The sequence below is a fragment of the Alteromonas sp. KUL106 genome (assembly GCF_009811415.1).
Lineage (GTDB): Bacteria > Pseudomonadota > Gammaproteobacteria > Enterobacterales > Alteromonadaceae > Alteromonas.
Window position 1 is genome coordinate 26135 of sequence record NZ_BLIG01000009.1, and the last position, 22156, is coordinate 48290.

Genomic DNA, 22156 nt, shown 5'->3' on the forward strand with positions numbered 1-22156 from the left:
TTCCCCCTACTTTCCGGCAGTTTTTATCCATGCTTTAGTGTAACACCAGTCCGCATAGATAATTACCCACTCAGCGAGAGTTAAAATGTTCGTCATCGCGCCGTGTTACCGCAGGTATAAAACGAAAAGGCGGTGTTGAACACCGCCTTTGTTTACTTTTGCGTTTAGGCATTGCTCTGCTGTATTAAAACAACGCTCGCACACCCATCGTCAAGTTTCTACCTGGAAGCGGTGCTTGGTCTTTTAAGAAAGATGTATGAACACGGGCCTCCTCATCGGTAAGGTTTTCACCGCGCGCAAACAGCACCCAGTCAATACCTTGCGCGCCAAACTCATATTGCACGCTCGCATTTATCAGAGTGTAACCGTCAGTTGTGGTCTCGAAAGATGCCACCTCATTTTGGTCGTCATACCATGTAAAACCCACATCAGCACTTAGGCCATCGTTTTGGTAACTTAGTTCACCACCAAAACGCAGAGGCGGTGTGCGCGGCAAATTGTCATCTTCTATTTCAGCGCGAATATAGTCACCAAATACGGTTAAGCGCAGCGTGTCTGTTAAATCAACGTAAGTTTCTGCTTCAAAGCCCCAGATGTCAGCGTCAGCTTGCTGGAAATAATAGATTGGCAAGCCTTCTTCATCGCCGTGTTCATCATGTCCATGCTCTTCGTGCTCGCTCTCTATTCCTTCTTCTTCATGTTCGCCATGTTCTTCGTGCTCACTAAGCGCAATTAAGCCTGTGCTAGTCTGGAAGATATAGTTGTCTGCTTGGTTATAGAAGAAAGATGCGCTGTAGCCCCAATTACCGGTAAATTTACGGAAAGTGATATCTAAGTTGGTGCTAACTTCTTCATCAACACTTTTAAGATTCTCTTCTATGTGACCTTCTTCATCCATATCGAACACCAAGCCTACTTCGTAGCTTTGCGTCGCTAAATGTTGTCCCGCAGAGAAAAGTTCCTGCTGACTAGGCGCACGTTCGCTGCGTGAGAGCGTAACCGCAAGTGAATGACCTTCCTGGTATTCCCAGTTAGCGCCTGCTGAAAGTGACAAACTGGTGAAGTCGTAGTCAGGAAAGTTAAAGGCGACAGCATGTTCCTCATGTACTTCGTCTTCGTGCTCTTCATCGTGCTCTTCACCTTCATGATCGCTATGCAGTACTTCAAGCTCTACTTCACTGGCATCAGCGTCTAAGGTTGTTCGTTCTAAACGGCCACCAAGCTCGAACGTCACATCACCCACATTTTTTTGCTCAACAATATAAAGGGCATAGCTTGATGTGGTATTGGCTGGTGTAAACGCCTCTTCTCCCACAGCATCATAATCACTGTGATTGAACTGTAAGCCAAATACACCGTGCCAACCGTTCACCTCTTCGTGATAAGCAGATAAACGTATGTCGCTAGATTTATTAGTAAACACTGTGCCCGGCTCGCCGTCTTCGATTTCAGCGTGCTCATAATCTGTGTATGCCGCAGCAAACTTCAGGTTTGTTAAGCCTCGAATGGGTGAATGCCATTCACCCGCAGCCTGATAACGGGTCATATCGACATCAAGCAGCACACCTTCTTCACCATGGTCTTCGTGCTCTTCGTGATCTTCGCCTTCATGATCGCTATCAAGCTCATCTTCATCATGATGTTCCTCTTCACCGTGGGCATGACTATGACCAGGCACACCGTATTCATTGTCGAGTTTCTCAACGGCAAAACCGAAGTAACCTTCTTCTGCTACATAAGAGAGACCTGCAACAATGTTACGGGTTTCCATTGCACTGCTTTCTAGCACACCATTTGGCTCATCTTCATCGGGCTCAATAGATGCAAACCCTGGGATATCAGCGTTATCAGTATCGCGATAAAAACCATCGACATGCCATACAATGTTACCACTACCACCGGTTACATCTGCGCGGGTGTAAGAGCCCTCATTTACTGTGCTGTAGCTCGTCTCCGCTTCGCCTTCAACACCGTCAACCTGATATTGAGGAATACGCTTATCGACAACGTTCACTACACCACCAATCGCACCGCTGCCGTACTGCAGGGTTGCTGGGCCGCGGAGTATTTCAACTTGCGTTGCACTTGAGAGGGTTGCAGCAACGTTGTGGTCAGGCCCAACGCGGGATACGTCAGACACATCCAACCCATTTTGAACGATTTTTACACGAGGGCCATCGTTACCGCGAATAACTGGGCTGCTTGAGACCGGTCCAAAGTAAGTACTGTGCACGCCTGGCGCATTTTTAAGCGTTTCACCCAGCGTTGGCGCTTCAATTTTACGTAGTTTTTCAGCACCGATTACCGTTACCGGCGTTACAGATTCAAGCACAGAAGACTGCAACGCATTTGCGGTAACCACAATATTTTCGATTGAGGCTGGCTTAAGAACGAAATCGACATTCTGATCTGATGTCACATCGCCTAAATCGTTGTCTCCGTGAATGTAATTAGAAGAATATACGTGCAGATGAATATGGGGTTGCTTCACGTCGTCAAAGCGGTATACACCATTTTCATCGGTGTAAGCAACGCGCCGGCTTCCTTCTATTTTTACTTCGGCACCTGCGACGGGTTGGCCAGCAGTATCGGTTACTTTTCCGGTTACTGTATTCGCATACACAGGCGAACCTAAAAGCCCTGCTATGGACAAACTTAGCAGCGAACGCATTATCATGAGTATTCCTCTGAGGATGTTATAACATTATTTAGTGATGTTATAACATTTTCAAGGATGGAGAACGGTATGTCAACCACTGTCAGTCTTCTCTTACCGTAAATTTACCGCATTTTAATGTTGAGTGACCCTCCCCCTTATCTTCGCGATTATCATTGTCGTTCTTATGATTTATTACGCTCAAGCTCGACTGACGGGGAAATTAATAACGTCGCTAATATGTTTCGCCTCTGTCTTTAACATAAGCAGTCTATCCACCCCTAGAGCCACCCCCGAACATAAAGGTAAACCTGCTTCTAGTGCGTTTAAAAAGTTTTCATCTATCGGCTTGGAGGAAAGACCACTGGCACGTCGTTTTTCGTTATCATTTTCAAAACGCTTGCGCTGTTCGTTCGCAGCATTCAATTCATTAAAACCATTAGCAAGCTCCGCCCCCTTGAAATACACTTCAAAACGTTCTGCAACGCGAGGATCATCTGAATTCAGCCTTGCAAGTGCTGCCTGAGTGGCGGGGAAGTCATAGATAAAACACGGCGTATTGCTGCCAATTTGAGGCTCGATAATATAGCTAAACAGAAGCTGTAACTTACTGTCGAAACTCAAGGTTTCTGGCTCGTGAATATCTATTCCTTGCTGTTCCATGGCCTCGAGCAATTCCTCATCGTTCGCGCACAACGGATCAATGTTTAAATACGTTTGAAAGGCTTGTTGATAAGACATTTTATCGGACGGTTCTGTGCCCAATGTTTCTTGCAAAAGCGCGTCAACTTCATCCATTAGCGCGACGTGATCAAAACCCACTCTGTACCATTCCAGCATGGTGAACTCTGGATTATGCCAACGTCCCTCACTTTCGTGACGAAAGGCTTTACATATTTGATATATAGAACCACTGTCGGCGCACAGTAAGCGCTTCATGGCATATTCAGGCGACGTTTGAAGATACAGCTTGGTTGGCTTGCCTGACTGATCATAATTAAAACACGTATCAAATGCTTCAAGGTGCTCGTCGGTCACTGTGCCCTTTGACAGTAAGGGAGTGTCGACTTCAAGCACATTTCTCGTGTAAAAAAATTCTCGAATAGTTCGCAGTAGAGCTGCACGGGCGATGCGGGCCTGATGAGTGGTCGTCGGCTGCCAAAATTGCATTTCATGAACCCTGAAAAAAAGAAAAACCAAAAACAAAAAACCGGTACGCGAAGGCACCGGCTTTTACACTTAAACAGCATGCGCTAATTGCGCTTCAGTTTTCGCTATTATTTTTGTGCACGTGACACGTATTCGCCAGAGCGCGTGTCTACACGGATAACTTCACCGGTTTGCACGAACAACGGAACCCGCACCACCGCACCGGTAGTTAGTGTTGCCGGCTTACCGCCAGTGCCCGCCGTATCGCCTTTAAGGCCCGGATCGGTCTCGGTGATTTCCAGCTCCACAAAGTTGGGTGGGGTAACTGTGATAGGTGAACCATTCCATAAAGTAATGGTGCAAACGTCGTTTTCTACTAACCACTTTTTATTTTCGCCCACTGCTTTTTCGTCTGCAGCGATTTGTTCGAATGTATCGTTATTCATAAAGTGGTAGAATTCGCCGTCGGTGTACAAGTAGGCAAGCTCTGTATCCATTACGTCAGCGCCTTCTACTGATTCACCTGAGCGGAAAGTTTTTTCTAAAACTTTACCTGAAATGAGCTTGCGGATTTTTACGCGGTTAAACGCTTGGCCCTTGCCCGGCTTTACGTATTCGTTTTCTAAAATGTTGCAAGGTTCGCCGTCCAGCATGATTTTCAGGCCGCCTTTGAACTCGTTAGTGCTGTAATAAGCCATAATTCCTCTGTCTAAACATAAGGTACAAAAAGTTTCGTGGAACAAATAATACCTAAAAAACCGATTTCTGTAGAGCATAACTGGCAAAAAGAATTAGCAAGTAGCTTTACCGATCCTGCAAAGCTGTTGCAACACTTAGGTTTAGACCAAGAAAAATATGCCCAACACATAAAAGCCCGCCGGCTTTTTCCTATGCGTGTTCCACGATATTTTGTAGAACTGATGGAAAAAGGAAACCCTAACGACCCGCTGTTTTTGCAAGTGATGCCGCTTAGCGACGAATTCCTTACCTCTCCGGGATACAGCGAAGACCCCCTTGAGGAGCACGAAACAGCCGGCAAAGGTATTTTGCATAAATACGATTCTCGTGTGCTTTTAATGGTACGCACCGGATGCGCGGTAAACTGCCGCTACTGTTTCCGTCGCCATTTCCCTTACGCCGACAATGCTGTGAGCAAGCAACAATGGCGTGATGTGCTTGACTATCTTCTCAGCAATAACAATATCAACGAAGTCATTTTTTCTGGTGGCGATCCACTGATGGCAAAAGACGATCATTTGTCCTGGCTAGCCAACGAAATTGCCGCGATTCCCCACATAAAGCGCCTACGTATTCACAGTCGATTGCCGGTAGTGCTGCCAGAGAGAATAAGTCATGATTTTATTGCATGGTTTACCGCATTACCCCTGCAAAAAGTGCTAGTGCTGCATGCAAATCACGCCAATGAAATCTCAGAAGCGTTGAAGGCACGTTTAAACGCATTGCGAGAGAAAGGGGTGACCTTGCTTAATCAATCAGTCTTGTTAAAAGGCGTGAACGACTCTGGCGAAGCGATTAGTACGTTAAGTGAAAGGCTGTTTGAGGCTGGAGTACTGCCTTATTATCTGCACGTTTTGGATAAAGTGCAGGGCGCGAGCCACTTTTATGTAAGCGATGACGATGCCCGAATCATTATGGAAGAAGCGATAAAGCGCCTGCCGGGCTTTTTAGTACCAAAACTCGTTCGAGAAATTGGCGGTCAACCCGGCAAAACGCCTATCGACTTAAGGTTGCATCCCTAACTTACGCGAAGGTATCAATGTTGGCGCCTAACGCGGGGTTTGAAGATGACGATTTTGGTACGTCAGCGGCTGATTCCAGCAGCTGAAGCGACGCTTTACCCTCTTGCTCTTGCTGACTTTTAGCCAACTTAAGAGAGGCCAACTCAAGTGACGCACCGGACGCTCCAGAGGCACTAGCACCTTGTAGATCCATACCATTTTCCTTTGTTGCTTGTAGCAAAGTAAAAAAATGGGCAAAATTGCCCACCCTTACGGCATGTTGAGTATTTCGCAAACTGTTAAGTGAGTAAACCTTACTTAAGGTTTATCCATTAACGCTGCGCACACAACAACACTCTTTGGGTTATCGGCCTTGAAAGATTAAACTTTAACCATTATTTACCGTTGTGCATTCGGCGTGCCGCTAACTTAGACCACAAGTAGTATTCAGCTACCGTTAACGTGCATGACACTGTACATTTTAGACACACAGAAACAAAAGGCGTAACCATGCAACAAAGCCAAGAGATGCAAGCTGTCCATCAACAACTTCAAGAAACGCTTCAAACACTGCACCGAAAAGCCGTTGATGCCGACCAAATTTTAGATGGTTTGCAGCGCGATCAGAAAGGCAAGTTTGCAGCAGTATTCGCTGACGACAGCGGTTTTATAACTTCAGCCAAACGCTTCGGTCCTTACGTCCAAGAAATTGCCAGTGACTGGCAATCTATCAGAGACTTGAGTGACGAGGAGGCAAAGCAGGCATTAGTACCCTTGGTGAAGAAGATAGAGCTTGCCCTTGTCACCATCGCTCAGTTTCAGCAATCGCTTTCGAAAAACTAAGGGAACTGGCTTCAATTCACCAAAGCCCGCTCTTTGAAGTGACCCCAAAAGTTAAACCGTAACGTGGGGTCTTTTTACATTCTCCACCGGCTTAATGACGTTATTTGACTACTGTTGATACAGTGGCAGCAGCTCGATTCTGCGCTTTATTTCTTCCACCTCTTTAAGATAAGCTGGGCTGTCTACTCTTTCGTACTGTTCAACGAAAGCTTGCTTACTTAGCCCTTCGGGCAACCCCTCTATGGCAGGAATTATTTCTAATTCATTTTGAATACGCGCCATCGCATTTTGCACATTAATGGAAGTACTGAGCTGAGTGGCTACTTGTGCAAACCTATTACCTGACATATCTGCAGCCAAATCCACAAAACTATATCCAGACCCTCCGTTTCCCCTATCCATAAGTTCTTTGAATTCTCCAATCGCCAAAGACATACCTTGTTCGGAGAGAAGTTCTAGTGCGGCTGAAATAATAAAGTGGCGGGCTAAGTCATTTCGGTTGTGGAGTACTGCTCCTCTTCGCGGCTTTAACGCTTTATCAGCGTCGGGTTGAATATCACCCACCAGCGCGCCAACACGATGATGCCCAACGTAAACAGCAAGTGCTAAAATGACCGCTTTATTATGCAATACCGCCGCTTGCGGTGTATCACTTTGCTCTCGCGCTCTTGCCATCCCTTCACGTAAGTATTCAATCAATGAAACAGGTTTGGTCGAAAGCGCAATTTCTCTTCCCGAAAGATAACGAAGGTAATACGCTGACAGCCTCTGAAGTTCCGTTTCCTCGTTTACTGACATGTTAGATGCTACAACGTTTAATTCGGTTAACAGCGCGTCGAGCCGCCCTACATCCAAGGTAAGTTCGCCTTGTCGCATAGTTACTCTTTCAACACGGGATAGCGCAATAGTTGCAATTTCGGATTGAGTGTAAGAATTAACGGTGCGCTCTAGGAACCAAAGCAGGTAGCGACCCGGAATGGTTAAATCGCCCAGTTGTACTTGTTCAATGCGCAAACTGTTCCCCGGTAGCACTAACGCAGAAGCATTCACGAAATACCCCGTGTCTTTAATGCTATACGTTATGTTTACGGTCCCGCCAATAGGGCTAATATTTACCACCCCTTTAAAGTCGGGCAACGCACGCTGTAAAACACCTACCAGACTCTCGACTTGGGTTTCAGTGAGCGTGACTTGATGGCCTTCCTCGCGCCGAGAAAACGCCCGCTGCAGTTGCCCAAGTAGTTCATTTACACTATCAGCACCATCAAGTTGCGTAGTCGCCGTTGACGCGACCAAGGGCGTCTTTTGAACCGCCATAATAGCAACCGTCACAGCGCCCGCAATGAGCACGAGAATAAGAAAAACCAGTGTTATAACTAGCCATTTTACGCTACGCAAAATCATGATACTGCTGCTTTACCCGTGTAATAATTTAGACAAGCCCTGCTTAGGGCACTGGTTATACTACGTTTTATCCGTGCCTGCCACTAGGACGTCTCATAAGCGGCCTGACAAGTCATTGCTCTCAGTGCCCGTTACTCTCATACGCCTAATTCAATGCCAACCCATTCATGTAAGCTGGAGTACTGCACCGTCGCGCGCGTGAAGTCATGATGCTGTGATAAAGCCGTTGGGATCGCCACACAGGCAAGACCCGCAGCAAGCGCGGCCGTCATACCGGTTTGCGTATCTTCAATGGCGACACACTCGTGAGGGGTTTTGTTTAATTGAACCATGGCGCGTTCATAACAGTCGGGAGCAGGTTTACTTCTTACAACATCTTCTACCGCAACTACGCAGGATATATAGTTACCCAAGTCATACTGCGACAACGTCTTTTCAACAGACTTTTTGCTTCCTCCTGTCACCACTCCAAGAGTGTAGCCTTTTTCAAAGCACGCCACGATCGCTTCTTTGGCATAGGGCATCAGGGGAAATGCCTGTTTATCCAAATATGCACTGATGCTTGTATGCTTCTTTTCAGCTAGCACGTCAGGTGCGACGTCTAATTTAAAGTGCTCCACCAAATCAATCGCATTTTGCTTGACGGGTATGCCTGCCATGACCTTGCAGTAAAAGTCCTCGCTAAGTTTGACGTTGTAGTTATTTAAAATGGCTACCCACAATTCGTAATGCACGCTTTCTGAGTCAATGATCGTACCGTCGTGATCGAACAAAAGCGTTGTGGTGTCGTCAGTCACGGCTAAATGATGTGAAGATGAAGAACCTGAATACAATGCCAAAACAATCCTCCTTGCTAATTATCTATGCGGGCTGGTATTACACACTCTTAAACGCAATGCAGATACCGGGCCAGTAGAGAAACCGCCACGCTTTAACGTGTTCCAAACCCACCTTCATTGTGGTGTGGTACACTAGTGTCAGTTCAATCGTATCTATATTTTAAAGTGGAGCTATCAACGTGCTTTACCACGTCTTAGGCTTTGTCAGCGCTGCACTATTTTTGCTTACGTGGTTAGGGCTATGGTCACAAATAAGTGCCATGGCAAAAAGCCAAGTCGTGTTAGATGATGACGCTAATCACAGTCTTTCCCTGAATCAATTTGGCTCTAGCTATTTCGCCTTTTTTTCTATTTTTCTGTTTGGCATCTCGGTAGAGCCATTCAATCATTATTTAGTGTGGACGCGTTTTGGTGCACTCATCCTTACGCTTATTATCATTTGGAAAATATGGCAACACAGGCGCACTAACATTTCAGCGGTCATCACAGCAGTCGCATTGTTTGCACTCATTGGCGGCACGCTCTCAATCGCATTTCGTCCGTTTCCACTCGTAGCCCAGTTAGGCGCGAATACCTTGATGCTGGCCGTCACCGTTATTTTGTTTCAGGGCTCATTGCACCAGTGGATGGTCCTGCGGCGTCGACAAAAAGTAGGTTCGCTGTCTTTTTCGCTTTTCAGGAACATTCTTATAAAAGACGTTAGCACTTTATTGTTTGGTCTAACAATGCCACTGAGCCAAAGCTGGCCGCTACTTATCTTAAACGGTACTAGCGTGATCATGCGGGGAAGTATTTTGCTGCAGATGCACAAACTAAAACGCCGAGAACTCTCTATATCAGAGTAGTTTCTCGGCGTTTAACTCTTGTGTCCGGCAAGGCACGTTTTTGAACAGCGTCTCCACGACACGCTACTTTAAACAAGCATACAAAGGGCGCGCTATAGTACCACTTCTGCCATATTTCCTTTGCTTTCCAGCCAAATCTTTCGGTCACCAGAACGCTTCTTGGCAAGCAGCATATCCATCAACTCCATCATTTCTTCTGCATCTTCAATGGTAAGCTGAACGAGACGGCGCGTGTTAGGATCCATTGTCGTTTCACGAAGCTGTAACGGGTTCATCTCGCCCAAGCCTTTAAAACGCTGAACGTTCACTTTACCGCGCTTATTTTCAGCTTCTATACGATCCAAGATGCCCTGTTTTTCACCTTCATCTAGCGCGTAATACACCTCTTTGCCCACATCTATCCGGAACAGCGGCGGCATAGCTACATACACGTGCCCGGCATCGACTAAGGTTCTGAAATGGCGGACAAACAACGCGCAAAGCAAGGTTGCAATATGTAGCCCATCTGAGTCAGCATCAGCGAGAATACAAATTTTGCCGTAGCGCAAGCCTGATAAATCTGTTGAATCGGGGTCAATGCCCAATGCCACTGAAATGTCGTGAATTTCTTGTGAAGCAAGCACCTGAGAAGAATCAACTTCCCAGCTGTTCAATATTTTTCCGCGCAGCGGCATAATTGCCTGAAATTCTCTGTCTCGAGCCTGCTTAGCCGAGCCCCCAGCCGAGTCCCCTTCCACTAAAAACAGTTCGGAGTAAGAGATATCTTGTGAAGAGCAGTCGGTAAGTTTGCCTGGCAGAGCTGGGCCTTGCGTCACTTTTTTACGAGCGACTTTTTTGGTTTGACGCAATCGGCGCTGTGCATTGTTAATACACATTTCCGCAAGTGCTTCTGCAATCTCAGTGTGCTGATTTAACCATAGGCTGAAGGCATCCTTTACCACCCCCGAAACAAACGCACTGGCTTGACGTGATGACAACCGCTCTTTGGTTTGCCCGGCGAACTGCGGGTCCTGCATTTTAGTGGACAGAATGTAGGCGCAACGATCCCAAATATCGTCTGGCGATAGTTTAACGCCACGAGGCATAAGGTTTCTGAACTCACAGAACTCGCGCATAGACTCCAACAGTCCTTGGCGCAGGCCGTTAACGTGTGTACCGCCTTGGGCAGTGGGAATAAGGTTTACATAGCTTTCTGTTACCAAATCACCGCCCTCAGGCAACCACAAGACCGCCCAATCAGCCGCCTCGGTATTGCCGCTGAACGAACCAACAAAGGGCGTATCAGACGGTAGCGTTTCAAACTCTTCGACTGCTTGGTACAGATAGTCTTTCAAGCCGTCTTCGTAATACCACTCTTGGCTTTCTTTAGAAATTTTGTTCTCGAAACGAATGCGAAGACCAGGACTGAGCACCGCTTTCGCACGTAAATTATGAATTAACCGGCTTACCGAGAACTTGGCAGAGTCGAAGTACTGAGGATCAGGCCAAAAGTGAACCCGAGTTCCTGTATTGCGCTTTCCACAGGTATCGATAATCTGCAAATCTTCCACTTTATCGCCGTTTTCAAATGCAATTTGATAAACATTGCTGTCCCGTCGAACGGTCACTTCAACGCGGGTTGAAAGGGCATTGACCACTGAGATACCTACGCCGTGTAAACCACCAGAGAACGCATAATTTTTGTTTGAAAATTTTCCGCCTGCGTGAAGCTTACAAAGAATAAGCTCTACTCCAGAGATCCCCTCCTCAGGGTGAATATCCACAGGCATTCCGCGACCATCATCAACCACTTCTAAGGATTGGTCTTCATGCAAAATAACTTTAATGTTAGACGCATGCCCGGCGAGTGCTTCATCCACACTGTTATCGATCACTTCCTGACCCAAATGGTTTGGTCGGGTCGTGTCGGTATACATACCAGGGCGGCGCTTAACGGGGTCAAGGCCGTTTAAAACCTCGATAGCATCTGAATTGTATTGATTTGACATAGTTATGGTTATTATTTCAGCCAGCGACGAAAAGGGATGTAAGCAGCACTGGTGTTAAGCACAGTACTGCACTGTGTAAGTTTGATGTTAGCAGGGCTCGGTGAACCTGGCAATGCGCTTATTTTAGCAAAAACTGGGCAATAGAAGGTAAGTGATTCTCGTAGCCTACGAAGCTATGATCGCCGCCTTCTTCAATGACGAGATGACTTTGTGCATACTTTTCTTCAGCAAGTCGGTAATCCAGGGTTTCATCACCTGTCTGAAGTAAAACTTTGTAGCACTCAGGCGCATTTAGTGAGTCAGCTTCCAGTGCTTTAATGACGTCCATATCACTTGCAACAATCTCGAACCTTGCCTTGCTGTAAGGGTTTTCGTGCTCACCTATAAAGCTTTGCAGCAGTTCATAAGGACGGACCGCTGGATTGACCAACACCGCTTTGCCACCAAACTTTTCTATCAGAAACGTAGATAAGTAGCCGCCCATGGAGCTTCCAATAAGTTTAAGCCCATTTTCTAAAAGCGCGGGGGTGCTTTCAATGAGTGCAAGAAGCTGGTTTTCTACCTTACTGGGAAAATTAGAAAGCGCCGGAATATGTAAAGTCACGTCTGAGTGGTGCTTCTCAAAATACGCTTTTGTTGCTGTTGCTTTCATTGACTGCGGGGAACTTAAAAATCCGTGAAGGTACAAAATATGCTGCATTGTTGTCTCTTATTTTTCGACCCGTTTAACCGTTACGTTCACTGCACCATGTTCATGTAGCTCGACTACCTGATAGCCAGGTGCTTCGTTGCATATACCAAACTCGGCCTGCATCTTCCACTGCCAACATGTAGAGGGGCTGCCATAAGAGGGCGTATCATTTCTACTTATACTCTGACGCAGCGGCGAATGTACATGACCGTGAATTAATATCTTAATTTGTGAATATTTCTCTGTTAACCCGACTATTTTTTGTGCACCCGTTAGTTCATGCTTATCCATCCAACTATTCGACGGCAGAACGTGGTGATGCAGTGCGATTACGTGTTTTTCGTTTGGGAATTGTGCAATTGCTTGTTCAAGGGCATGTACATCTTCATCATTTATCTCTCCTGCTGCGGTGTGAATATCCTTTGATGAGCGAGTATCTACACCGTGTATATGCCAGCCCTGAAAGCGAATCGGCTTACCACTTTTAAGGTGCCGCTTGCCCAACACCCTGTCGAAATGAGGGTTATTATCGTGATTACCGGCCAGCACAAACCACTCTACCTTCGTGTCTGCGACATAGCGTTCCATTAATGTTGTGAAATGCTGATAGCTCTCTAAAGAATTGTCACCGCTTATATCACCGGTGACGAGCATGATGGCTTTGTGACGCGCATGAAGTGTACTTTGCGTGGCGCCTTCAGTACTGTCTATACTGCCTTCAGTAAACGGATATACGGCATGATTAAGCACGCTCTCGAGCGAATGATAAGGTGCAATACCTGCGTAACCTGTTTTGTTTTTGTCTTTTAGTAAGTGACAATCACTTAACTGTACAAGAGTAATCACGCTTCAGAAGTGATATTTGGGGCATGCTGCAAACAAAAATTTAGCCACTCTGCCAAGAAAATATTGACCATGTGCTTTTCGTTACGCTGACGCATTTTCAAATTGGGATAGTCATAAGAGGGCGCAAGCGCACCAGTATTCTGACTGTTTATAACCTCGGCCATCCGCGCGTCGTGATAAAGGCGCACTGTCATAGCAGGCGTAAGATAAGAGGGCATATCCTTCGTCGTTTGCTTTATGCTTAATGTACTGGTGTAACGTGCGGAATCTAAAATACGAATCTCGTAAGATAACCCAACCCCTACCGAAAACTCATAGCTTAAATCTTCCGTATCGCAGTCCGGCAAAATCCTTAGAACATGAGAATAGTTCAGTTCGCAGAGCGCCTGCATAGACGGAAGATGAGGTACATATTTTCGCTGGTTACGTTGAGTCACGATGTCTGCCACTGCTCCAGAAGTTGAGTTTTGTGCATAAAGAACCATTGTAGCGCAATTACCGCTGCTGCGTTGTCTATATAGCCATTTTCTAACCATTCAAGCGCTGTATTCTCTTTTATGCGATGCACCTTGATATCTTCAGATTCCGTATCAAGGCCATGGATACCGTGCGCTTTAGCCGCATCGGTTTTCGCTATAAAAATATGTAATCTTTCCGTCGTGCCGCCAGGGCTCGATAAATAGCTTAACGCTTTGGTGAGGTTTTCAAGTTCAATGCCGGCCTCTTCCATTGACTCTCTATGACACACATTCTCAGGCGTTTCTCCCTCATCGATCATTCCCGCAATAATTTCTATTAGCCAAGGACTTGAAGATGTGGCTAATGCCCCAATTCTTACCTGCTCGATAAGTACGAACTCTTGGAGAATAGGGTCGTAAGGCAACACCCCTACCGCATGACCGCGCTCAAATATTTCGCGAGTAACGGTATCGCTCCATTCTCCATTGAAGCACTTGTGTTTAAATTGATATTGATTCATGGTGAAAAAACCACGATACACTGGCTTAATGTCGGTAATTTCAACGTCATTTGAGGTAAATGAAAGGAATTCCTTGCTCATTTGCTGACACTTATGGTTCAAATAGATTTATCATACATAGTACATTTACACACCAACCATGTATACGCGTTACAAATGCAATATTTAGGTGTGTTCGAATAACAGAAAACTCATATTACAAGTCGTCTATTACTATAATAATCGCCTGGGTAGATCACATATTCTGTTACAGTTAATCGAATACTGTTACGAGTTTGTACTTTCGGTTTGTGGTTGAATTTTCATACACTTGGTTTTAATTAGTCGTCTTGATGAATAAACGACGACGCAACTTGAACACAACAGGAAGACGTAAGCATGAAACGAACACTTCTGTCGCTGGTTATCGGAGTATCGATGACAACTGGTGCTATGGCCGATGACCTAATGCGGGTATATCAGCAAGCGCTGGCAAACGATCCATTGGTAAACCAAGCGAAAGCGCAACGTGATGCTGCGTTTGAAGGAATTAGTATTAGCCGCGCAAACCTTCTACCACAGATATCTGGCTCGGTAGGCTATACAACTTCGACTGCTGAGCGCGCACAAACGCTTGGTGCTAACGCCGACGACCTTCAGATAGTAGTTTTCGAAACAGATGTGGATACGGTTGACTATGGTTTGCAGCTACAAATGTCATTGTACGATCACGCAAACTGGCTAGGACTAGACCGCGCTGAAAAGGTGGCCGAGCAAAGTGACGCACAACTTGCTGCTAGCATGCAAGACGTGATTGTACGTACCGTTACTGCTTACTTTGACGTATTGCGTGCTCGTGACAACGTTGAATTCGTAGGCTCAGAGAAACGCGCTATTGAGCGACAGCTTGAACAGACTCGCCAGCGTTTTGAGGTCGGCTTGACCGCCATCACTGATGTACACGAAGCACAAGCGAACTATGACAGTACGGTAGCGCAGGAAATCCAAGCTAAAAACCAGCTTGAGTTTGCATTGGAAGCGCTTCGCGTGATCACAGGCAAATATCACGACAATTTATATGGGCTTAACACAGAGAATTTTGCTGCAAGTATGCCTGTTCCAGCGACCGTAGATGAGTGGTTAGAAACCGCGCAAGATAAGAACCTAGCGCTCTTAGTTGATAGGCTTGCTATGGATATCGCGAAAGAAGATATTGCAATTGCACGCTCGGGTCACCTACCAACCCTGGGTTTGACGGCTAACGCATCGAGAAGCAAAGACGATATTTCAAACCCAGTCTTACAGTTTGAAACACCTTACCTTGATAGCCAATCAGTCAATATATCGTTAAACGTGCCTATCTATCAGGGCTCTCGCGTTTCATCGCAAACCGATCAGGCAAAATTCAACTATGTTGCAGCGAGCCAAGCTACCGAGCAAACCTATCGTCAAACAGTACAATCTGTTCGCAGCTCGTTCAATAACGTGAAGGCGTCTATTTCAACCATCCGCGCTTTAGAACAATCTGTGGTTTCAGCTGATAGTGCACTTAAAGCCACAGAAGCAGGGTTCGATGTGGGCACGCGTACTATTGTTGACGTGCTAGATAGCACGCGTAACTTATTTGATGCTCGTCGCAATCTTGCTGGCGCACGCTACGACTTTATTCAGTCGGTAATTACGCTGAAGCAAGCAGCAGGAACATTGACAGGTGAAGATGTGGCGATGATTAATCGCGGCCTTAAGCCAGTACAAACGACTGACACAAACAGCTAATTTACGACATCGTACGGCTGTTAGTTTTAGGATGAATTGAGAGGGTAGCGAAATGCTGCCCTTTTTTTTGCTTCCTAGCGTCTTAAATGATGAGAAAAAACGAACTACTTCTGTGAGGAAAACCTTTTTAACGCGACCAGCAGTTCGCGGCAATCATCGCATAGTGCTTGCGCATTGCTTTTGTTTAAAACGAGGGTAGATAAACGCATAGACACCGCGTGTAATTTTGCTTGCAACAAACGTAATTCATCATCCATGATTATGCCCTTTATTTTTTGCCTAAGTGTGTACGGTCTCAATTTTTTGAGTTTTTTGCACAAGTATCAGTTTTAAATCGCGTGTTGCGCCCTTAAATCTATGAATCAGCAACAGCCATGATATAAACCACAACTTTAGTATAACGCCAATAGGGCTTACAGCAAGCCTGTTGGTATAGTGTTTTTCCCTTGAGTGATAATTAAAAATGCAAGCCTCTGAACTTCAGAATAAATTTGAACGGATCCGCGCCAATAAATGGTTCGAAGCCTTTGTCATCAGCGTGATTGTTATCTCCGCGCTGCTCGTAGGTGCTAAAACCTATGAACTCCCCTCTACAATGGCGTCAGTCACCCTGTTTTTAGATTGGTTCATCAGTGCCTTCTTTCTCACTGAACTCACTATTCGTTTCTTGGCAGAGAAACGTAAGCGCTACTTTTTCAAGAGCTTTTGGAACTGGTTTGACACCCTGATAGTCGTTATTAGCTTGATTCCTGCAGACGATACGGAACTTGCATTGATAGCACGGCTAGTCCGCGTGTTCCGTGTACTACGTATGATTTCAATCATTCCTGAACTTAGGATCTTATTAGTCTCACTGGTCAAAGCCCTGCCTCAATTAGCCTACGTGATGCTATTAATGTTTATTATCTTTTATATCTATGCCGCCGTGGGCAGCACGTTGTTTGAGAACATCAATCCCGTACTTTGGGGTGATATCACCATTTCCATGCTCACACTCTTTAGGATCATGACATTCGAAGATTGGACAGATGTCATGTACGAAACTCAAGAAGTGTATCCATTGAGTTGGATTTTCTACCTGACTTTTATCTTTTTTACTGCGTTTGCTTTTTTGAACATGGTCATTGGAATTGTGGTCAATGTCATGGAAAGAGAAAATGAAAAAGCACGGGCTGAGAAAGAGGCCGCCTTGTTAGAAGAGCAAATAGCGCAAGGACATGTAGAACCTACACTACACGATGTGATGAAGGAGTTGCGCGAACTAAAAGCACAGCTGTCCGCGCAACAGGCAAAGGCTTGCAATACCAGTCCGCACAGATAATTACCCACTCAGCGAGAGTCTATGCGAATTGGTATTAGGATGCGTGATACTAAAAAAACAAAGGCCACATGCGTGGCCTTTGTTTAACTAAAAGTCGGAGAGCTCAAGAATAAGCACGATCCTTTTTACTTCTTTGCTCCCCTTAAATGCCATATTGCTGCTTAAGATTTTCCGCTCTTTGCTTTGCTGCATCTGACGAAAACTCTCGGCTTGCTAAACGACGCTTTGCTAATGCCTCTTTATCTAATTCAAGTAACAAGGAGACGTGGTTTAGATACACCTCATCACTGGCAATTGGTGCTGCAGAAATCTGTTCATAGAGGGCTAATGCCGCGTCTTTATCCCCCTTCGCAATGTAAATTTGCGCCAGTGTATCTACAGCATCTGCGTTCTCACGTTGAAGCGACACGGCTTTTTTCGCAAGTTCCTCAGCGCGTTTCAGTTCACCGTCTTCAAACGCCAAATATGCCAAGTTATTTAACACAACAAAGTTGTCTGGAGTTTTGGTCAGCACGTTTTCATAGGTGTTAATTGCCGCATTTCTATCGGAGCGAATTTGGCGCTCAGCCAACAACATTGCGCTTTGCACATCATTATTGTGCGTATCGACATGCTTTTCTAGAAAGCTAAATGCTTGTTCTTTTTTACCAGACATCTCTAATGCAGCCACTAAAAGTAACGCGTTGTCTGAATTAGATGTGGCGTCATAGGCCACTTTAGCATGGTCTACCGCCTGCTCTGGCGCTTTTTCGATAAGATGTAAGCGTGCAATTATGCCTCTTACAAATGGCAATGCTTTTACGTCTTCAGCGGCACTGTTAATAATATCCCACGCGGGTTTTGCCTGCCCCAAACGGCTATGGAAATACGCTTTCAACAGGGTTAACTGAGCGTCAGGACGTTTTGCCAGCACCTTATCAGTAAGCGCTAAGCCCTGCTTGAACTGCTTTTGTGAATCAACAATCAATAGCTTGCCAAGTACAGCATTTTTGTCTTGCGGATAAAATGATAACCAGCGGTCGAAAAATGCCGTCGCTTCTTTCACGTTATTAGTGGCTATGAGCGTTTGGCCTTTCAAATTCCAAAAAGTCTGTGGCGACGCCTCATCACCTTGCACATCGGCTAACAACGACACCGTTTTATCAAGCTGACCATTTATCGAGTACATCCTCGCTAGCAATAGCCTTAAATTAAGGTCATTTTTCTTATTGCTAAGTTGCTTTTGGGTATGTGCGATAACGTCTTCACCATTGCCTTTTTCTGCGGCCAATGCAAACCACAGCGCCAACCCCTGCACATCCGCTGGGTTCTTATCAACAAATGCGCGAATAAACGCGATGGCATTGTCTTTTTTACCCTCAGCCACCAGCAGTTTTGCTCTGGAGTACGTCACCTCGTTACCCGCGTCACTTAGCCCGCTAGCCTTATCGAAATACTGCGCAGCGTCTTGATAAGCGCCTTCTGCCGTTGCAATATTGCCAAGATAGATGAGCGGAGCCGCGGTTTCCGGCGATTGTTCGTGCCACTCTTTCGCGGCAGCCTTCGCTTTATCAAGCTGATTAGTTGCTACATAAGCACGTAGTAGTGTTGCTTGTGAAGTCACCGACTCTGGTGCTTTCTCGACCGCTTCTTCAAGGTTTACCAAACCGTCAATATCATTGAGCGACAATTGAAGTACACCAAGACGAGATAAATCCTCTGCAGTAGTACTGACTGCCTCAGACTTTTCTACCATTTGCTTTGCGCCCACCACATTACCGTCTTTAAGCAACTGATAGCTGGCCTTTGAGAATAATGCAGCGTCAATTCCCTGTTCGCCTTCTACCCGAGCTAAAACTTCGAGCGCTTCGTCATTTTCACCAAGTTGAAGCATGCTGTCTGCAAGCATACGAAGGCCGGGGTGATTGTCAGGCAGACTAGATGCCACCATAGTTAGGTGACGCTGAGCAGCCTCAAAATCTTGAATTTGATAGGCACTGAAACCTGCCACAAGACGAACAACTTGATCGCTCTTGCCGTTTTGCACGGCAATGTCTAAATGCGCTAATGCTTTCGCATAATTCTGATTAGCCGACTCGATAATGCCCTTGAAGGTGTTCAACAAAGGATGGTTTTCGTTAAGGGTTAGTAAGTTATTAACAATGGGCTCCGCCTTTGCTAAGTCTCTTATCTCAATTAATAGAGCGGCGTAGGCAAACTTACTGGTCACGTCATCTGGAAATTGGCTGACGTAAACGCCGTAAACCTCTGCGGCTTTTTCAGACTCGCCTTTTTGTAGATAGATTTTTGCAAGCTGCTGCAGTACATCTTTATTTGTTGGCGCTTGTTCGCGAAGGGCTTCTGTCGCCGCTAGCGCACCTTCCATGTCATTGTCTAAAACGAATACATAACTATCTATAAGCCCTTTATATACCGAACTTGTATCTAACGTAGAGAGGTCGTCCAGTAAAGCGCGTGCTTCTTCCGTTTTGCCCAACTGCATCATTGCCTGTAGCTTATAAAAACCGACTTCCGCGGACTCTACTGCTGTCATGCCTTGCGCACGGTAATCCACCTCAGCAAGGGCGTTTTCTGCTCCCGACTGTTGATAGGCTAGAGAAAGAAGAGGAATAACCTGGCTCACAGGGTGCCCCAACTCCATTGCTTTATTGAGTTCTTTTTCTGCCGCAGCGAAATTATTTTGCTGTAAATACAGTTTACCTAGTTCAAAACGCGGCTCGGCGGCATCGGAGCCTTTTTGAATTGCGTTTTTGTACTCCACAATAGCTGCGTCAAGTTGCTGTTGCGAGGCGAAATTTCTAGCGTCAGCTAAATGACTTTCCATAGTCTTTTCACTACAGCCTGACAAAAGTGCACTGGTCAGCATGACAGCCAACGTTGTGCGTTTAATTAATTTATTTGTTCTCTGCTTTGTCATCGTAATTCCTTGCCCTTCCTCTGATTTTTATTGTCACACCGCTGCACTATTGTAAAAAGCGCCATCACACTGCTTATTATTTCATCTAATTTGTGCAATTTCGTGGCAACCTGTCCATTATTCGAATATAATATGGGTTTTTGCAACACTGCTGGCAAGCATATCGCGAAATACGCTAAAAATACGCTTCTTAAACTCGCCTGAATGGCCAGTTCATCGCTGTATAGCGTCTTGCGATAATAAACCGCTAAAATTGGTTTAATCGTATGCCGCACCCTCCTTACTTAATGCACCAGGACCCTTAATGACAACAACTGTCGACATGACATTTAAAGACCTCAATTTACCAGAACCTATCTTACAAGCCCTCGAAAAAGTTGGCTACGAGAAACCGTCACCTATACAAGCAGAGAGTATCCCTCTTCTTCTTCAAGGTCACGATTTACTCGGTCAGGCACAGACAGGGACAGGAAAAACCGCTGCGTTTGCCCTGCCCATGTTGGCAAATATCGATCCTGAGCAACGTAAGCCGCAATTACTGGTATTAGCCCCAACTCGTGAACTAGCTATTCAGGTTGCAGAGGCGTTTCAGGTTTATGCGAGCTTTAGTCAGAAAATTAAAGTACTTCCCGTATACGGCGGTCAGTCGTACGACAACCAAATTCGTCAGCTTAAACGCGGCGTGCAAGTGGTTGTTGGTACACCAGGACGTATTATCGACCATATTAAGCGCAAGACATTAGACTTAAGCGAACTTAAGTATCTTGTACTTGACGAAGCGGATGAAATGCTTCGTATGGGCTTTATTGATGACGTAGAGCTTATTCTGAGCCATGCACCAGAAGAACGCCAGACGGCGCTGTTCTCAGCAACCATGCCTGGCCCAATCAAGAAAATTACCCAGCGCTACTTGAAAGACCCTAAGCACGTAAAAATTGCGTCTAAGGTAAGCACGGCAAGCACGATTCGCCAGCGATACTGTCAAATCGCGCCTCATCACAAACTTGAAGCGTTAACCCGTATCATGGAAGTCGAAGTATTCGACGGTATGATTATCTTCGTGCGTACGAAAACCGCTACGGTTGAGTTGGCAGACAAACTGTCGGCCCGTGGTTACGATGTCGAGCCGTTAAACGGTGATATACCACAAGCGGCTCGAGAGCGCACGGTTGAGAAGCTTAAACAAGGTCAAATTGACATTCTTGTTGCTACTGATGTTGTTGCCCGCGGACTAGACGTTGAACGTGTAAGTCACGTGATTAACTATGATATTCCGTATGATAGTGAATCTTACGTACACCGTATCGGCCGTACCGGTCGTGCTGGACGTCAAGGTGACGCCATCTTGTTCATTTCGCACCGTGAAAAGCGCTTGCTATTCTCTATTGAGAAAACGACTAAGCAGCCTATTGAAGCAATGCCAATTCCTTCAATTAGCGAAATTAACGAAACACGCCTCAGTCGCTTTAAGCAATCAGTTGCCGAGGCAACGCAGGACGATGGCATCGAGTCGTTAATGCCAATCGTTGAAATGATTAAAGCAGAAAACGAAGCGTCGCCTGAAGTGTTAATGGCCGCGTTACTTAAGATTGCGCAGGGCGATGAACCTTTACTCCTTAAAGAAACGGATCGTCCAGACATCAACAGCAAACCTCCTCGCGATAGCCGCGAGAGAAACAGCCGTGATGGTCGTGATGGTCGTGATGGTCGTGATGGTCGTGAGAGAAAGCCGAAGGTGCCACGCGGAAACCGCAAGCCAGAAGAAGGTATGCAGCGCTTCCGCATCGAAGTAGGCCATGTTCACGGTGCGAAGCCGGGGAATATTGTTGGCGCGATTGCGAACGAAGCGAATATCAACTCTAAGCACATCGGTGCTATTGAGATTTATGATAACTTCAGTACCGTCGACCTTCCAGAAGGCATGCCTAAAGAGACACGTGATACCCTTTCAGGTACACGAGTAGCTGGTCAGCGTTTAAATATTCGCGAGTGGTCTGATACGCCTCCACCTAAGCGGGAAGGACGCGGCGAACGTGCCCCTCGTGGCGACCGTCCTCCTCGCGAGAACCGTGATGACCGCCCAAACCGCGGTAATCGTGAAGAGCGCGGCAACCGTGAAAGCCGTAAGCGTAAGAACTAAATAGCAACACATGTAGCCTTTATATAACCAATCGAAATATAAAG

19 protein-coding genes are annotated in these 22156 nt (G+C 46.0%); 6 read left to right on the forward strand and 13 right to left on the reverse strand.

Annotated features, from left to right (window positions below; genetic code table 11):
* Positions 1-184: 184 nt before the first annotated feature.
* The 3 genes from GVO63_RS04115 to efp all read right to left on the reverse strand — a co-directional run bounded on the left by GVO63_RS04115 (position 185) and on the right by efp (position 4503).
* Positions 185-2677: a TonB-dependent receptor gene (locus tag GVO63_RS04115; protein ID WP_159578221.1), complete on the reverse strand. Its 2493-nt coding sequence runs from the start codon at positions 2675-2677 to the stop codon at positions 185-187.
* A 180-nt stretch (positions 2678-2857) separates the two neighbouring features.
* Positions 2858-3826, reverse strand: coding sequence for an elongation factor P--(R)-beta-lysine ligase (gene epmA / locus GVO63_RS04120; protein WP_159490231.1), 969 nt, complete (start codon positions 3824-3826; stop codon positions 2858-2860).
* Between the two features lie 107 nt (positions 3827-3933).
* Positions 3934-4503 (reverse strand): elongation factor P, encoded by a 570-nt coding sequence (gene efp / locus GVO63_RS04125; RefSeq protein WP_159119582.1) that lies wholly within the window; start codon positions 4501-4503, stop codon positions 3934-3936.
* 36 nt (positions 4504-4539) lie between these two features.
* Here efp and epmB point away from each other — a divergent pair, with 36 nt between their 5' ends.
* Positions 4540-5565 (forward strand): EF-P beta-lysylation protein EpmB, encoded by a 1026-nt coding sequence (gene epmB / locus GVO63_RS04130; protein WP_159578222.1) that lies wholly within the window; start codon positions 4540-4542, stop codon positions 5563-5565.
* A gap of 1 nt (position 5566) precedes the next feature.
* Here epmB and GVO63_RS04135 read toward each other — a convergent pair whose 3' ends face one another.
* Positions 5567-5758 (reverse strand): hypothetical protein, encoded by a 192-nt coding sequence (locus GVO63_RS04135; protein ID WP_159490227.1) that lies wholly within the window; start codon positions 5756-5758, stop codon positions 5567-5569.
* Positions 5759-6054: 296 nt separating this feature from the next.
* Here GVO63_RS04135 and GVO63_RS04140 point away from each other — a divergent pair, with 296 nt between their 5' ends.
* Positions 6055-6387: a hypothetical protein gene (locus GVO63_RS04140; protein ID WP_159490247.1), complete on the forward strand. Its 333-nt coding sequence runs from the start codon at positions 6055-6057 to the stop codon at positions 6385-6387.
* A 108-nt stretch (positions 6388-6495) separates the two neighbouring features.
* On the opposite strand, the gene GVO63_RS04145 is transcribed toward GVO63_RS04140, so the two are convergent.
* Positions 6496-7791 (reverse strand): hypothetical protein, encoded by a 1296-nt coding sequence (locus tag GVO63_RS04145; protein ID WP_159578223.1) that lies wholly within the window; start codon positions 7789-7791, stop codon positions 6496-6498.
* Positions 7792-7928: 137 nt separating this feature from the next.
* The gene (locus GVO63_RS04150) at positions 7929-8630 is read right to left on the reverse strand and encodes an HAD family phosphatase (RefSeq protein ID WP_159578224.1); all 702 of its coding nucleotides are present in this window, start codon (positions 8628-8630) and stop codon (positions 7929-7931) included.
* 179 nt (positions 8631-8809) lie between these two features.
* On the opposite strand from GVO63_RS04150, the gene GVO63_RS04155 reads away from it, so the two are divergent.
* A complete protein-coding gene (locus GVO63_RS04155; protein WP_159578225.1) occupies positions 8810-9475 on the forward strand; it encodes a hypothetical protein in 666 nt (221 codons plus the stop codon).
* Between the two features lie 92 nt (positions 9476-9567).
* Here GVO63_RS04155 and parE read toward each other — a convergent pair whose 3' ends face one another.
* The 5 genes from parE to nudF form a co-directional block, all read right to left on the reverse strand.
* The gene (gene parE, locus GVO63_RS04160; protein WP_159578226.1) at positions 9568-11463 is read right to left on the reverse strand and encodes a DNA topoisomerase IV subunit B; all 1896 of its coding nucleotides are present in this window, start codon (positions 11461-11463) and stop codon (positions 9568-9570) included.
* A 118-nt stretch (positions 11464-11581) separates the two neighbouring features.
* Complete coding sequence (locus GVO63_RS04165) at positions 11582-12163, reverse strand: YqiA/YcfP family alpha/beta fold hydrolase (protein ID WP_159578227.1); 582 nt, start codon at positions 12161-12163, stop codon at positions 11582-11584.
* Between the two features lie 9 nt (positions 12164-12172).
* On the reverse strand, positions 12173-13000 hold the full coding sequence (locus GVO63_RS04170; RefSeq protein ID WP_159578228.1) for a metallophosphoesterase: 828 nt from the start codon (positions 12998-13000) through the stop codon (positions 12173-12175).
* Positions 12997-13392, reverse strand: coding sequence for a DUF1249 domain-containing protein (locus tag GVO63_RS04175; RefSeq protein ID WP_201281876.1), 396 nt, complete (start codon positions 13390-13392; stop codon positions 12997-12999). Before GVO63_RS04175 ends, GVO63_RS04170 begins: the two co-directional genes overlap by 4 nt.
* A gap of 41 nt (positions 13393-13433) precedes the next feature.
* Positions 13434-14060, reverse strand: coding sequence for an ADP-ribose diphosphatase (gene nudF / locus GVO63_RS04180; protein ID WP_159490213.1), 627 nt, complete (start codon positions 14058-14060; stop codon positions 13434-13436).
* Positions 14061-14357: 297 nt separating this feature from the next.
* On the opposite strand from nudF, the gene tolC reads away from it, so the two are divergent.
* Entirely contained in the window at positions 14358-15734 is a 1377-nt protein-coding gene (tolC, locus tag GVO63_RS04185) for an outer membrane channel protein TolC (protein ID WP_159578229.1), read from the forward strand.
* A 104-nt stretch (positions 15735-15838) separates the two neighbouring features.
* Here the strand turns inward: tolC and GVO63_RS19495 are convergent, their stop codons facing one another.
* Complete coding sequence (locus GVO63_RS19495; protein ID WP_201281875.1) at positions 15839-15991, reverse strand: hypothetical protein; 153 nt, start codon at positions 15989-15991, stop codon at positions 15839-15841.
* A gap of 206 nt (positions 15992-16197) precedes the next feature.
* Here GVO63_RS19495 and GVO63_RS04190 point away from each other — a divergent pair, with 206 nt between their 5' ends.
* Positions 16198-17055 (forward strand): ion transporter, encoded by an 858-nt coding sequence (locus tag GVO63_RS04190; RefSeq protein ID WP_159490209.1) that lies wholly within the window; start codon positions 16198-16200, stop codon positions 17053-17055.
* 142 nt (positions 17056-17197) lie between these two features.
* Here the strand turns inward: GVO63_RS04190 and prsT are convergent, their stop codons facing one another.
* Entirely contained in the window at positions 17198-19972 is a 2775-nt protein-coding gene (gene prsT / locus GVO63_RS04195) for an XrtA/PEP-CTERM system TPR-repeat protein PrsT (RefSeq protein WP_159578230.1), read from the reverse strand.
* A 304-nt stretch (positions 19973-20276) separates the two neighbouring features.
* Between prsT and GVO63_RS04200 the strand changes: the two genes are divergently transcribed.
* Positions 20277-22112 carry a DEAD/DEAH box helicase gene (locus tag GVO63_RS04200; protein ID WP_159578231.1) on the forward strand — a complete coding sequence of 612 codons (1836 nt, stop codon included), beginning with the start codon at positions 20277-20279 and terminating at the stop codon, positions 22110-22112.
* Positions 22113-22156 lie beyond the last annotated feature (44 nt).

What these genes read in the sequence shown, in the direction of transcription:
- GVO63_RS04115 (WP_159578221.1), bottom strand. Translation starts at nt 2,677, where the DNA reads ATGATAATGCGTTCGCTGCTAAGTTTGTCCATAGCAGGGCTTTTAGGT.
- epmA (WP_159490231.1), bottom strand. Translation starts at nt 3,826, where the DNA reads ATGCAATTTTGGCAGCCGACGACCACTCATCAGGCCCGCATCGCCCGT.
- efp (WP_159119582.1), bottom strand. Translation starts at nt 4,503, where the DNA reads ATGGCTTATTACAGCACTAACGAGTTCAAAGGCGGCCTGAAAATCATG.
- GVO63_RS04135 (WP_159490227.1), bottom strand. Translation starts at nt 5,758, where the DNA reads ATGGATCTACAAGGTGCTAGTGCCTCTGGAGCGTCCGGTGCGTCACTT.
- GVO63_RS04140 (WP_159490247.1), top strand. Translation starts at nt 6,055, where the DNA reads ATGCAACAAAGCCAAGAGATGCAAGCTGTCCATCAACAACTTCAAGAA.
- GVO63_RS04145 (WP_159578223.1), bottom strand. Translation starts at nt 7,791, where the DNA reads ATGATTTTGCGTAGCGTAAAATGGCTAGTTATAACACTGGTTTTTCTT.
- parE (WP_159578226.1), bottom strand. Translation starts at nt 11,463, where the DNA reads ATGTCAAATCAATACAATTCAGATGCTATCGAGGTTTTAAACGGCCTT.
- GVO63_RS04165 (WP_159578227.1), bottom strand. Translation starts at nt 12,163, where the DNA reads ATGCAGCATATTTTGTACCTTCACGGATTTTTAAGTTCCCCGCAGTCA.
- GVO63_RS04175 (WP_201281876.1), bottom strand. Translation starts at nt 13,392, where the DNA reads ATGCAGGCGCTCTGCGAACTGAACTATTCTCATGTTCTAAGGATTTTG.
- nudF (WP_159490213.1), bottom strand. Translation starts at nt 14,060, where the DNA reads ATGAGCAAGGAATTCCTTTCATTTACCTCAAATGACGTTGAAATTACC.
- tolC (WP_159578229.1), top strand. Translation starts at nt 14,358, where the DNA reads ATGAAACGAACACTTCTGTCGCTGGTTATCGGAGTATCGATGACAACT.
- GVO63_RS19495 (WP_201281875.1), bottom strand. Translation starts at nt 15,991, where the DNA reads ATGGATGATGAATTACGTTTGTTGCAAGCAAAATTACACGCGGTGTCT.
- GVO63_RS04190 (WP_159490209.1), top strand. Translation starts at nt 16,198, where the DNA reads ATGCAAGCCTCTGAACTTCAGAATAAATTTGAACGGATCCGCGCCAAT.
- prsT (WP_159578230.1), bottom strand. Translation starts at nt 19,972, where the DNA reads ATGACAAAGCAGAGAACAAATAAATTAATTAAACGCACAACGTTGGCT.
- GVO63_RS04200 (WP_159578231.1), top strand. Translation starts at nt 20,277, where the DNA reads ATGACAACAACTGTCGACATGACATTTAAAGACCTCAATTTACCAGAA.